This is a genomic window from Cellulomonas fimi, from assembly GCF_028527925.1.
In the GTDB taxonomy this organism is placed as follows: domain Bacteria; phylum Actinomycetota; class Actinomycetes; order Actinomycetales; family Cellulomonadaceae; genus Cellulomonas; species Cellulomonas fimi_C.
This window is the reverse complement of sequence record NZ_JAPESW010000020.1, coordinates 45,194-57,605: the sequence shown is the minus strand read 5'-3', so window position 1 is coordinate 57,605 and position 12,412 is coordinate 45,194. Positions and strand designations below refer to the sequence as shown.

General features: G+C 73.6%; 10 protein-coding genes. 5 read left to right on the top strand and 5 right to left on the bottom strand.

Annotation, left to right across the window (positions count from 1 at the left end; translation table 11 throughout):
• Positions 1 to 137 precede the first annotated feature (137 nt).
• The 5 genes from scpB to OMK64_RS11150 all read right to left on the bottom strand — a co-directional run bounded on the left by scpB (position 138) and on the right by OMK64_RS11150 (position 4,625).
• Positions 138 to 710: an SMC-Scp complex subunit ScpB gene (gene scpB, locus OMK64_RS11170; RefSeq protein WP_272728476.1), complete on the bottom strand. Its 573-nt coding sequence runs from the start codon at positions 708 to 710 to the stop codon at positions 138 to 140.
• A 143-nt stretch (positions 711 to 853) separates the two neighbouring features.
• The gene (locus OMK64_RS11165) at positions 854 to 1,819 is read right to left on the bottom strand and encodes a segregation and condensation protein A (protein ID WP_272728450.1); all 966 of its coding nucleotides are present in this window, start codon (positions 1,817 to 1,819) and stop codon (positions 854 to 856) included.
• Positions 1,803 to 2,669, bottom strand: coding sequence for a ParA family protein (locus OMK64_RS11160; protein WP_272728448.1), 867 nt, complete (start codon positions 2,667 to 2,669; stop codon positions 1,803 to 1,805). Before OMK64_RS11160 ends, OMK64_RS11165 begins: the two co-directional genes overlap by 17 nt.
• 73 nt (positions 2,670 to 2,742) lie before the next feature.
• Positions 2,743 to 3,705, bottom strand: a complete 963-nt coding sequence (locus OMK64_RS11155) for a site-specific tyrosine recombinase XerD (protein WP_272728446.1) — start codon at positions 3,703 to 3,705, stop codon at positions 2,743 to 2,745.
• Between the two features lie 5 nt (positions 3,706 to 3,710).
• Positions 3,711 to 4,625, bottom strand: a complete 915-nt coding sequence (locus tag OMK64_RS11150; RefSeq protein ID WP_272728443.1) for a heme o synthase — start codon at positions 4,623 to 4,625, stop codon at positions 3,711 to 3,713.
• A gap of 418 nt (positions 4,626 to 5,043) precedes the next feature.
• Between OMK64_RS11150 and tkt the strand changes: the two genes are divergently transcribed.
• From tkt to pgl, 5 genes are all read left to right on the top strand, one after another.
• Positions 5,044 to 7,212, top strand: coding sequence for a transketolase (tkt, locus tag OMK64_RS11145; RefSeq protein ID WP_272728441.1), 2,169 nt, complete (start codon positions 5,044 to 5,046; stop codon positions 7,210 to 7,212).
• A 69-nt stretch (positions 7,213 to 7,281) separates the two neighbouring features.
• A complete protein-coding gene (gene tal, locus OMK64_RS11140; protein WP_272728439.1) occupies positions 7,282 to 8,424 on the top strand; it encodes a transaldolase in 1,143 nt (380 codons plus the stop codon).
• Positions 8,421 to 9,962, top strand: a complete 1,542-nt coding sequence (zwf, locus tag OMK64_RS11135; protein WP_272728437.1) for a glucose-6-phosphate dehydrogenase — start codon at positions 8,421 to 8,423, stop codon at positions 9,960 to 9,962. Before tal ends, zwf begins: the two co-directional genes overlap by 4 nt.
• Positions 9,959 to 10,876: a glucose-6-phosphate dehydrogenase assembly protein OpcA gene (locus OMK64_RS11130; protein ID WP_272728475.1), complete on the top strand. Its 918-nt coding sequence runs from the start codon at positions 9,959 to 9,961 to the stop codon at positions 10,874 to 10,876. Before zwf ends, OMK64_RS11130 begins: the two co-directional genes overlap by 4 nt.
• Positions 10,873 to 12,330 carry a 6-phosphogluconolactonase gene (gene pgl, locus OMK64_RS21095; RefSeq protein ID WP_272728434.1) on the top strand — a complete coding sequence of 486 codons (1,458 nt, stop codon included), beginning with the start codon at positions 10,873 to 10,875 and terminating at the stop codon, positions 12,328 to 12,330. Before OMK64_RS11130 ends, pgl begins: the two co-directional genes overlap by 4 nt.
• Positions 12,331 to 12,412 lie beyond the last annotated feature (82 nt).

Below are 12,412 nucleotides of genomic sequence, written 5' to 3'. Positions count from 1 at the left end.
ACCGGCACCGCCGCGCCCCGTCCCGCCGGACCGCGCCGGCTTCCCGGCGCCTCCGGCGCGCGTCGGCCGTCCGCCGCCGCCACCGCCGCGTCCGCCGGACGCCTTGCCGGGCGTGCCGCCACGCCGTTCCTGCGGGCTCATCTGGTCTCTCCGATCGCCTGGTCGACGCCGTCCAGCGCGTCGATGTCCGGCAGGTAGGGGGCGAGCGGGGGCAGCTCGTCCAGGCTGGACACCCCCATGCGCTCCAGGAAGTATCCCGTGGTCCCGTACAGGACCGCGCCGGTCGTCGGCTCGGTGCCGACCTCGGCCACGAGGCCCCGCGCCGTCAGCGTCCGCACGACGCCGTCCACGTTGACGCCACGCACCGCCGACACCTGACCGCGCGTCACCGGCTGGCGGTACGCGACCACGGCCAGCGTCTCGAGCGCCGCCTGCGTGAGCCGTGCGGTCTGCCCGTCGACGACGAAGCGACCGACGACGTCGGCGTACGCGGGTGCCGAGTAGATCCGCCAGCCGTCCGCGACGGGTCGCAGCTCGAAGCCCCGCGGCCGTCCGCCGCGCTCACCCCGGTACTCCGCCGCGAGCTCGGCGAGCAGCGCCTCGACGTCCACGACGGGCAGCGCGAGCACGGACGCGAGCCGCACGGCGGGGATGGGCTCGTCGGCGACCATGAGCACCGCCTCGAGCGTCGCGAGGGCGCCGCCGGGCAGGTCCTCGACGTCGAACGCGAGCTCGTCCGCCGCGGCCGGTGTGTCGGTGCCGTCCCGTTCGTCGTCACCGACCGATCCGTCGGCGGAGCTCGCCCGGTCGAGCGCGTCCTCCTCCAGGGGCTCGTCGTAGGACCTCTCGTCGCTCACGGGGAGCCTCCCTCGTCGGTCGGGGTGTCGGTCGTGCTGTCGACCGGGTCGTCCGTCGGGTCGCCGGTCACCCCCGTCGGGGCTCTGCCCGCTCCCCCGGCTCCCCCGGTCGTGTCGAGCTGGTCGAAGTCGTCGGACACCTGCACGTCCCCCTCGGCCGCACCCGTCCACCGCACGGTGAGCTCGCCGAGCGCCTCGACCTGGTCGAACGCGACGGCGCCCTCGCGGAACAGCTCGAGCAGCGCGAGGAACCGCGCGACGACCACGACGGTCGCGTCGGCGTCGGCGGTCAGCGAGCGGAACGACGCGGCCCCCGCGTGCCGCAGCCGCTCGACGAGCACGGCGGCCTGCTCCCGGACGCTCACCGCGGGCGCGTGCAGGTGGCTGATGTCGACCGCGGGCGGGCCCGGCTTCGGCGCGAGCGCGCGCGCCGCGAGGCGGGCGAGCTCCTCGGGCCCGACCTGCCAGACGAGCTCCGGCAGGAGCGCGGCCAGGTGCGGTTCGAGCGTGACGGTCCGCGGGAAGCGGCGGCCCTCGGTCGCGAACCGCTCCTCGAGGTAGCCGGCGACCTGCTTGTACGCCCGGTACTGCAGCAGCCGGGCGAACAGCAGGTCGCGCGCCTCCAGCAGCTCGAGGTCCTCCGCGTCCTCCACCTCGGCGCTCGGCAGCAGCCGCGCGGCCTTGAGGTCCAGCAGCGTCGCGGCGACGACGAGGAACTCGCTCGCCTGGCTCAGGTCCCAGTCGCGCTCGTGGGTCCGGATGTAGCCGACGAACTCGTCGGTCACGCGTCCGAGCGCGACCTCGGTGATGTCGAGCTTGTGCTTGGCGATGAGGCCCAGCAGGACGTCGAACGGCCCGCTGAAGTTGTCGAGGTGGACCTCGAAGCCGTGCGCGCCCGCCGGCGCCGGGCCGGCGGTCGACTGCTCGGGCGGGAGCGCGCGCTCGTCAGGCGGCGTCGCCACGGGCGACGAGCTCACGCGCGAGCTGCCGGTAGGCCGCCGCACCCGCGTGCGACGGGGCGTACGTGGTGATGGGCTCCGCGGCGACGGTCGCGTCGGGGAACTTCACGGTGCGGCCGATGACGGTGTGCAGCAGCGTGTCGCCGAACGCCTCGTGCACGCGGGCGACGACCTCGCGCGCGTGCAGCGTGCGGGAGTCGTACATCGTCGCGAGGATGCCGTCGACCTCGAGGCGCGGGTTGAGCCGGTCGCGGACCTTCTCGATCGTCTCGATGAGCAGCGCCACGCCGCGCAGCGCGAAGAACTCGCACTCGAGCGGGATGACGACGCCGTGCGCCGCGGTGAGCGCGTTGACGGTCAGCAGGCCGAGCGACGGCTGGCAGTCGACGAGCACGACGTCGTAGTCGTCGAGCACGGGCCGCAGCACGCGCGCGAGGACGGACTCCCGGGCGACCTCGCCGACGAGCTGCACCTCGGCCGCCGACAGGTCGATGTTCGCCGGCAGCAGGTCGAGCCCGGGCGTGGCCGTCGGACGCACGACGTCGGCGATCTGCGCGTCGCGCTCCATCAGCAGGTTGTAGACGGTGCGGTCGAGCTCGTGCGGGTTGACGCCCAGCCCGACCGACGCGGCACCCTGCGGGTCGAAGTCCACGACGAGGACGCGGCGCCCGTACTCGGCGAGCGCGGCCGCGAGGTTGATCGTGGTCGTCGTCTTGCCGACGCCGCCCTTCTGGTTGCACATGGCGATGACGCGGGCAGGACCGTGCGACGCGAGCGGGGCCGGCTCCGGGAAGAGGGGCAGCGGTCGTCCGACGGCGTCGAGCTGCGGTTCGGTCGTCTCCTGGCTCACCACGCGGGACAACCTACCCGAGCGGACGGTGCGATCACCGGAGGACGGCCCGTGCCGACACGATTCGGGCGGACCGTCATCGGGCGTGCGGGTGCGCGGCCGCGTACGCCTCGCGGAGCTCGTCGTCCTGGGAGGTGGTGTAGAGCTGCGTCGTCGTCACCGACGCGTGCCCGAGCAGCTCCTGGACGACCCGCACGTCGGCCCCGCGGGCCAGCATGTGCGTGGCGAACGAGTGACGCAGCGTGTGCGGCGAGATGCCGTCGGCGTCGACGAGGCCGGCCCGGTGCGCCGCGCTGCGCAGCACCGCCCAGGCGCTCTGCCGGCTGAGCCGGGCGCCGCGCGTGTTGAGGAACAACGCGAGGCGGTCGGTGCCCGGGCCGCCGACGGTCAGGAGCGGTCGGGAGTCCGTGAGGTAGTCGTCGAGCGCGCGCACGGCCCGGCGACCCAGCGGCGCCACCCGCTGCTTGGCGTTGCCGGCCGCGAGGCGCACCGCGGCGCGCCGCTCCGCGCGGTCGACGTCGCGCAGGTCGAGACCGACGACCTCCGAGATCCGGGCACCCGTCGAGTACAGGAGCTCGAGCAGCGCGCGGTCGCGGGCCGGGAGCGGCCCGTCCCCCTGGCCGGCGGCGTCGAGGAGCCGGTCGACCTCGTCGATCGTGATGGCCTTGGGCAGCCGCCGCGGCTGTGCCGGTGCGCGTACCGACCACGTCGCGTCGTCGACCGAGACGCCGTGCCGCGCGAGGAACCGGTGCCAGCCGCGGACGGCTGCGACGAGCCGCGCGGCCGACGACTCGGACAGCGGGCGGCGGCCGTCCGTGCCCGCGCGGGCCGCCTCCACGAAGGCCTCGACGTCCGAGCCCGCGATCTGCGCGGGGGACGTCCGACCGACCGACGCGAGGAAGCCGACGTAGCGCTCGAGGTCACGGCGGTACGCCTCGAGCGTGTTGTCCGACAGCCCGCGGTCGGCCAGGTGGCGGAGGTAGCGCTCGAGCGACGGGCGCAGCCCGTCGGCCGACCCGGCGGCTGCGTCGTCGGTCACCGTCGTCAGAGCGGCAGGAAGACGTCGACCGCGATCGCGACGGACAGGAGCGTCAGGTAGGTGATCGACCCGTGGAAGACCGTCATCGCGCGGAGCTTGCCGCGTGCCGGGTCGTTCGCGCGCCGCAGCAGCGTGACGCACGACCACAGGAACCACGCCCCGAGCGCGGTCGCGACGACCGCGTACACCCACGTCATGCCGGCGACGGGGACGAGGAGCAGCGTGCACGCGATCATCGCGAGGGTGTACGCGATCATCTCGCGCGCGACCTTCGAGTCCTTCGCGACCACCGGCAGCATCGGCACGCCGGCCGCGGCGTAGTCGTTGCGGAACTTCATCGACAGCGGCCAGTAGTGCGGCGGCGTCCAGAAGAAGATCACGCCGAACAGCACGAGCGGCGTCCAGGAGACGCCGCCGGTGACCGCGGACCAGCCGATGAGGACGGGCATGCAGCCCGCGGCGCCGCCCCACACGATGTTCTGCGGCGTGCGCCGCTTGAGGATCATCGTGTAGCCGACGACGTAGATGAGGATCGCGCCGGCCGTGAGCCACGCGGACGCGGGGTTCACGACGAGCCACAGCCACGCGAGGGACGCGATCCCGAGCGCGAGCCCGAAGGTCAGCGCCGCGCGCGGGCTGATCTCACCGGTCGCGGTGGGGCGCCGCTTGGTGCGGTTCATCACCTGGTCGATGTCGCGGTCCAGGTAGCAGTTGAGGACGTTGGCCGAGCCGGCCGCGGCGGCGCCGCCCACGAGCGTCGCGAGCACGAGCCCGAGGCTCGGGAAGCCGCCCTGGGCCAGGATCATCGTCGGGAGCGTGGTGACGAGCAGGAGCTCGATGACGCGGGGCTTGGTGAGCGCGAGGTAGGCACCGAGGACTCGGCGCGCGCGTGCGGTGCGGGTCGCGGGCGTCGTCGGCACGGCCGGGGCGGGCGCCGCCGTCAGGTGCGCGCGCGGGGTCGCCGCGGCCGACGCTCCGGCGTCGTCGACTGACAGTGGACTGCTGAGGCGCACGCGCTGCGGTTCCGTTCCTGGTCCGGCGGGGGGCTTGTCGCGCTGCCATGCTACGGCCTGGACCAAGGTCCCGGGTGGCGCCGGCGCCCGGATCAGGCACGGTGGGGGTGTGAGATCGGTCGCTGCGGCAACCGCGGATAGCGCCTTCCCGCGCCGTGGGCACGGTGACGTCCGCAGGCCGCGTGAGATATAGGCTCGACGCGCAGGGATCGACGACCGCCTCCCCCGGGGTCGCGTCGTGGTCCGGCGGCACCCCGGTCGCGGGTGCCCGACCAGAACGTCGGAGACGACACCCGGCCGCCGGTGCGGGTGGGAATGAGGTGCGGTGAACGCGAAGGCCCCCCTGGCGGAGACTGTCGGCTGGACCGACCTGGACCTGCGTGCCGTGGACACGGTGCGCGTCCTGGCCGCGGACGCCGTCGAGAAGGTCGGCAACGGCCACCCCGGGACCGCGATCAGCCTCGCGCCCGCGGCCTACCTGCTGTACCAGAACGTCCTCCGGCACGACCCGACGGACCCGCACTGGCTGGGCCGCGACCGGTTCGTGCTCTCCGCGGGTCACTCGGCCCTCACGCAGTACATCCAGCTCTACCTCGGCGGTTTCGGCCTCGAGATCGAGGACCTCCAGGCGCTGCGCACCTGGGGCTCCAAGACCCCCGGGCACCCCGAGTACCGGCACACGTCGGGTGTCGAGATCACGACCGGCCCGCTCGGCCAGGGCCTCGCCTCCGCGGTGGGCTTCGCGATGGCGCAGCGGCGCGAGCGCAACCTGCTCGACCCCGACGCCGCCCCGGGTACGAGCCCGTTCGACCACTACACGTACGTCATCGCGTCCGACGGCGACCTGCAGGAGGGCGTGACGAGCGAGGCCTCGTCGATCGCCGGCACGCAGGAGCTCGGCAACCTCGTCGTGCTGTGGGACGACAACCACATCTCGATCGAGGGCGACACCGAGATCGCGTTCACCGAGGACGTGCTCAAGCGGTACGAGGCCTACGGCTGGCACGTCCAGTTCGTCGACTGGACCGCGGGCGGCGAGTACCGCGAGGACGTCGACGCGCTGCACGCCGCGATCGAGGCCGCCAAGGCGGTCACCGACAAGCCGTCGTTCATCGGCATCCGCACGCTCATCGCGTGGCCGACGCCGAACAAGACGAACGACCACTCGTCGCACGGCTCCAAGCTGGGCACCGAGTCGGTCCGCGGGCTCAAGGAGCTGCTCGGCTTCGACCCGGACGTGGACTTCCCCGTCGAGCCCGAGGTCATCGCCCACACGCGCTCGCTCGCCGACCGCGCCGCGGCGACGCGCGCCGAGTGGCAGAAGTCGTTCGACGCGTGGCGCGAGGCCAACCCGGAGAACGCCGCGCTGCTCGACCGGCTCGTCGAGCGCCGCCTGCCCGAGGGCTGGGAGTCCGCGCTGCCGACGTTCCCCGCCGGCAAGGCCGTCGCGACGCGTGCCGCGTCCGGCGAGGTCCTCTCCGCGATCGGCCCGGAGCTCCCCGAGCTGTGGGGCGGCTCCGCCGACCTCGCGGGCTCGAACAACACGACCATGAAGGGCGCGACGTCCTTCATCCCCGCGAAGCGCTCGACGCACGAGTTCGGCGGCGACGAGTTCGGCCGCACGCTGCACTTCGGCATCCGCGAGCACGGCATGGGCGCGATCCTGTCCGGCATCACGCTGCACGGCCTGACGCGCCCCTACGGCGGCACGTTCCTGCAGTTCGCCGACTACATGCGCGGCTCGGTCCGCCTCGCGTCGCTCATGGGCGTCCCGTCGATCTACGTGTGGACGCACGACTCGATCGGCCTCGGCGAGGACGGCCCGACGCACCAGCCGGTCGAGCACCTGACCGCGCTCCGCGCGATCCCCGGCCTGTCGGTGGTCCGTCCGGCCGACGCGAACGAGACCGCGCAGGCGTGGAAGGCGATCCTCGAGCGCACCGAGGGCCCGGTCGGCCTCATCCTCACGCGCCAGAACGTCCCGACGTTCCCGCGCGGCGAGGACGGCTTCGCCGGCGCCGAGGGTGTCGCGCGCGGTGCCTACGTGCTCCAGGAGGCCAGCACCGGCACGCCCGAGGTCATCCTCATCGGCACCGGCTCCGAGGTGCAGCTCGCCGTCGCGGCGCGCGAGACCCTCGAGGCGGCGGGTGTCCCGACGCGCGTCGTGTCGGCGCCGTCGCTCGAGTGGTTCGCCGAGCAGGACGAAGCCTACCGCGAGTCGGTCCTGCCGTCCGCCGTGCGCGCCCGCGTCTCGGTCGAGGCCGGCATCGCGCTGTCGTGGCACAAGATCGTCGGCGACGCCGGACGATCCGTGTCGCTCGAGCACTACGGCGCCTCGGCGGCCTTCGAGAAGCTCTACGAGGAGTTCGGGATCACCGCCGACGCGGTCGTCGCGGCCGCCCACGAGTCGCTCGCCGCGGCCCGCGGGGACGCGGCCCCGTCCGCCGCCTCCGCGGCGCCGACGCAGAGCGGGACGGGCGACCTCCCGGCCTGAGCACGCGGCTCCGATCGGACGACCGGTCCCGTGCACCCGGGGCCGTCAGTGGGAAGAAGGGGAAGCACGATGGCACCGAGCAGCACCCCGGTCGCACGACTCACGGAGGCGGGGGTGGCGATCTGGCTGGACGACCTGTCCCGTGAGCGCCTGCGCACCGGTGATCTCGCCGACCTCGTCGAGAACCTCGGCGTGGTGGGCGTGACGACCAACCCGACGATCTTCGCGTCGGCCCTGTCGAAGGGTGACGCCTACGACGAGCAGCTCCGCGAGCTGGCCGCCGAGGGTGTCGACCTCGACGAGGCGGTCTTCCGCATCACGACGGACGACGTGCGCGCGGCCGCCGACGTCCTGCGCCCGGTCTACGACCGGACCGCGGGCGTCGACGGCCGCGTGTCGATCGAGGTGGACCCGCGGCTCGCGCGGGACACCGAGGGCACCATCGCGTCGGCGAAGGCGCTGTGGTCCACGGTCGACCGGCCCAACGTGTTCATCAAGATCCCCGCGACGGTCGAGGGGCTCCCGGCGATCACGGCCGTCCTCGCGGAGGGGATCAGCGTCAACGTGACGCTGATCTTCTCCCTCGACCGCTACCGCGCCGTCCTCGACGCGTTCCTCGCGGGTCTCGAGCAGGCGCGGGACAACGGGCACGACCTCGCGCCGATCGCCTCGGTCGCGTCGTTCTTCGTGTCGCGCGTCGACGCGGCGATCGACCCCCGGCTCGACGAGCTGGGCACGCCCGAGGCGGCGGAGCTGCGCGGCAAGGCGGCCATCGCCAACGCGCGGCTCGCGTACGGCGTCTACGAGGAGGTCGTCGGCGGCGACCGGTGGAAGGCCCTCGCTGCCGCCGGCGCGCACCCGCAGCGGCCGCTGTGGGCGTCGACGGGCGTCAAGGACAAGGCGTACCCCGACACGCTCTACGTCGACGAGCTCGTCGTCGCGGGCGTCGTCAACACCATGCCCGAGGCCACGCTGCGCGCGGTCGCGGACCACGGCGGCGACGCGCACGACACCGTGACCGGCACGGGCGCGGCGTCCGCGGAGGTCATCGACCGGCTCGCGGAGCAGGGCGTCGACCTCGACGAGGTCACCGTCCAGCTCGAGCAGGAGGGCGTGGAGAAGTTCGAGGCCAGCTGGGAGCAGCTCCTGTCGACCGTGCGCACCGGTCTGTCCGACGCGCAGGCGCAGGTCGCGGCCGGTGAGGCCCGGTGAGCGCGAAGGTCGCCGAGGGCCAGAACCCGCTGCGCGACCCGCGTGACCGGCGCCTGCCCCGCATCGCCGGTCCGTGCGGTCTCGTCATCTTCGGCGTGACGGGCGACCTCGCCCGCAAGAAGCTCATGCCGGCGGTGTACGACCTGACGAACCGCGGGCTCCTGCCGCCCGGCTTCGCGCTCACCGGCTTCGCCCGGCGTGACTGGGCGACGCAGGACTTCGCGCAGATCGTGCACGACTCCGTGAAGGAGCACGCGCGCACGCCGTTCCGCGAGGCGACGTGGCGCCAGCTGTCCGAGGGCATCCGCTTCGTGCAGGGCACGTTCGACGACGACGACGCGTTCGACCGGCTGAGCCAGACCGTCGAGGAGCTCGACGTGTCGCGCGGCACGGGCGGCAACCACGCGTTCTACCTGTCGATCCCGCCGAGCTCGTTCCCCGTCGTCTGCAAGCAGCTGGCCCGCTCGGGCCTCTCGCAGCCGAAGGACGGCACGTGGCGGCGCGTCGTCATCGAGAAGCCGTTCGGCCACGACCTGGCGAGCGCGCGCGAGCTGCAGGACATCGTGTCGAGCGTGTTCCGGCCCGACGACATCTTCCGGATCGACCACTACCTGGGCAAGGAGACGGTCCAGAACCTGCTCGCGCTGCGGTTCGCGAACCAGCTGTTCGAGCCGATCTGGAACGCCAACTACGTCGACCACGTGCAGATCACGATGGCCGAGGACATCGGCATCGGCGGCCGCGCCGGGTACTACGACGGCATCGGCGCCGCTCGGGACGTCATCCAGAACCACCTGCTGCAGCTCCTCGCCCTCACCGCGATGGAGGAGCCGGTCTCGTTCGACGCGGAGGGCCTGCGCGCCGAGAAGATCAAGGTCCTCTCCGCGGTGCGCAACCCGCGTGACATCGGCAAGCACACCGCGCGCGGCCAGTACACCGCCGGCTACCAGGGCGGCGAGAAGGTCGTCGGCTACGCCGAGGAGGAGGGCTTCAACCCGAACTCCACGACCGAGACGTACGCCGCGATCCGCGTCGACATCGACACGCGCCGCTGGGCCGGGGTGCCGTTCTACCTGCGCACGGGCAAGCGCCTGGGCCGCCGCGTCACCGAGATCGCGGTCGTCTTCAAGCGTGCGCCGCACCTCCCGTTCGAGTCGACCGCGACGTCCGAGCTCGGCAACAACGCGCTCGTCATCCGCGTGCAGCCCGATGAGGGCGTGACGCTGCGGTTCGGGGCCAAGGTGCCGGGCACGGCGATGGAGGTGCGCGACGTCACGATGGACTTCGGGTACGGGCACGCCTTCACCGAGTCCTCCCCCGAGGCCTACGAGCGTCTCATCCTCGACGTCCTGCTCGGCGACCCGCCGCTGTTCCCGCAGCACCAGGAGGTCGAGCTGTCCTGGCAGATCCTCGACCCGATCATCGACTACTGGGCCTCGAAGGGCGGCAAGCCCGACGAGTACCGCGCGGGCACCTGGGGGCCGGCGTCGGCCGACAAGATGATGGCGCGTGACGGACGCGCGTGGAGGCGACCGTGATCATCAACCTGCCGGACACCACCACGCGCGACATCAACAAGCGCCTCCTCAAGGAGCGTGACGAGGGCGGCGCGGTCGCACTCGGCCGCGTGCTGACGCTTCTCATCGACGCGGGCACGCACGACCCCGAGGGCGCGATCGACGCCGCGAACGACGCGAGCCGCGAGCACCCGTGCCGCGTGATCGTGCTCGCCAAGGACACGCACGACCGCACCTCGAGCCTCGACGCGCAGATCCGCCTCGGCGGCGACGCCGGCGCGAGCGAGGTCATCGTGCTGCGCCCGTCCGGGGCCATCGACCGACACCTCGACACGCTCGTCATGCCGCTGCTGCTGCCCGACGCGCCGATCGTCACGTGGTGGCCGTACGAGATCCCGGACGTGCCCTCCGAGCACCCGCTCGGCCGCATGGCGCAGCGCCGGATCACGGACTCGACGCAGTGCCGCAAGCCCGGCGCCGAGCTCCGCAAGCTGTCGAAGGTCTACGCCGAGGGTGACACCGACCTCGCCTGGACCCGGGCCACCCTGTGGCGCGGGCTCATCGCGGCGACGCTCGACCAGCCGCCCTTCGAGCCCGTCCGCAAGGCCGTGGTCACGGGCGAGAGCACGCACCCGTCGGTCGACCTCATGGCTGCCTGGTTCGCGGAGGCGCTGCGCTGCCCGGTCGAGGTCGAACGCCTCGCCGACGCGCCCGCGATCACGCAGGTCCGGCTCGAGCGCGCGTCGGGCGACATCGTGCTCGACCGCCCCGACGGCAAGACGGCGGCACTCCGTCAGCCCGACCAGCCGGAGCACCGGATCGCGCTGCCGATCCGCCAGCTGCGCGAGTGCCTCGCCGAGGAGCTCCGCCGGCTCGACCCCGACGAGGTCTACGGCGACGTCCTGCAGAAGGGCCTCGCGAGGATCGACGCGTGAGCCGCCGCGACGTCGTCGTCCACCCGGACGCCGCGGTCCTCGCGGAGGCCGTCGCCGCACGGCTGCTGACCCGGCTGCTCGACCTGCAGTCGCACCGCTCCCCCGTCCACGTCGTCCTCACGGGCGGCACGGTCGGGATCCAGTCGCTCGCGGCGGTCGCACGCAGCCCGCTGCGCGACGCGGTCGACTGGTCGGGCGTGCACCTCTGGTGGGGGGACGAGCGCTTCCTGCCCGACGGGGACACCGACCGCAACGAGACGCAGGCGCGCGAGGCGTTGCTCGACGGCCTCGACGCCCTCCCGGCCGGGAACGTCCACCCGATGCCGGCGCAGTCGGACGACGTGCCGACGCCCGAGGCGTCCGCCGCGGCCTACGCCCGCACGCTCGCCGAGCACGCCCCGCCCGGGCTCGTCGCGCCCCGGTTCGACGTCACGCTGTTCGGGATGGGGCCGGACGGCCACGTCGCGTCGCTGTTCCCCGGGCACGAGACGGTGTCCGTCACGGGCGTCGCGACCGTCGCGGTGCACGACTCCCCGAAGCCGCCGCCGCTGCGCGTGTCGTTGACCTTCGACGCGATCCGCGCGTCGCGCGAGGTGTGGGTCGTCGCCGCCGGTGCGGAGAAGGCACCGGCGGTCGCGTCGGCCCTCGCCGGGGCACCGGTCAGCGAGACGCCCGCGGCGGGCGCGCTCGGCACGGAGCGCACGCTGTGGCTCGTGGACGCCGCCGCGACGCAGGACGCGGCCCCCGGAGCCCCCACGGCTCCCGTGCCGAGCGACGAGGGCATCGATCCCGTCGCTCGGTGGACGGCCGTGGACACCTGGTTCGAGCAGCTCGCGCCGCAGGACGTCGCGCTCGTCGACGCCCAGCACAGCGCCCGGGAGGCCGGACTGCCCGACATCGCGGTGTCGGCGCTGCAGGGCAAGCTGCTGCACCTGCTCGCGCAGGGCGTCGGGGCCCGCCGCGTCCTCGAGCTCGGCACGCTGGGCGGCTACAGCACGCTGTGGCTCGCGCGGGCGGTGCCCGAGGACGGTCGGGTCGTCACGCTGGAGATCTCCCCCGAGCACGCCCGGGTGGCGTCGGAGACGTTCGCGCGTGCGGGCCTGGTCGAGCGGATCGACGTGCTGGTCGGTCCGGCGACGGAGACGCTGGCACGCCTCGCGGCCGACGGCGTGGAGCCGTTCGACCTGGTGTTCGTCGACGCCGACAAGCAGACGCTCGCCGCGTACGTCGACGCCGTCGCGGGTCTGGTCCGCCCGGGCGCGCTGGTCGTCGTCGACAACGTCGTGCGCGGCGGCGCCGTCGTCGACGCGCGCCACCCCGACGAGCGTGTGCAGGGCGTGCAGCGCTTCGTCGCGAGCGTCGCGCAGGACGACCGCTGGGATGCCACGGTGCTCCAGACCGTCGGCTCGAAGGGGTACGACGGCTTCGCGCTCCTGCGTCGCACGGACCGCTAGCCGCGGACGCCCCGCTCGGCTGGACGCGGACGACGACGGGCCCCCGCCACACAGGCCAGGGCCCGTCGTCGCGCGTCAGGGC

What these genes read in the sequence shown, in the direction of transcription:
- tal (WP_272728439.1), top strand. Translation starts at nt 7,282, where the DNA reads ATGGCACCGAGCAGCACCCCGGTCGCACGACTCACGGAGGCGGGGGTG.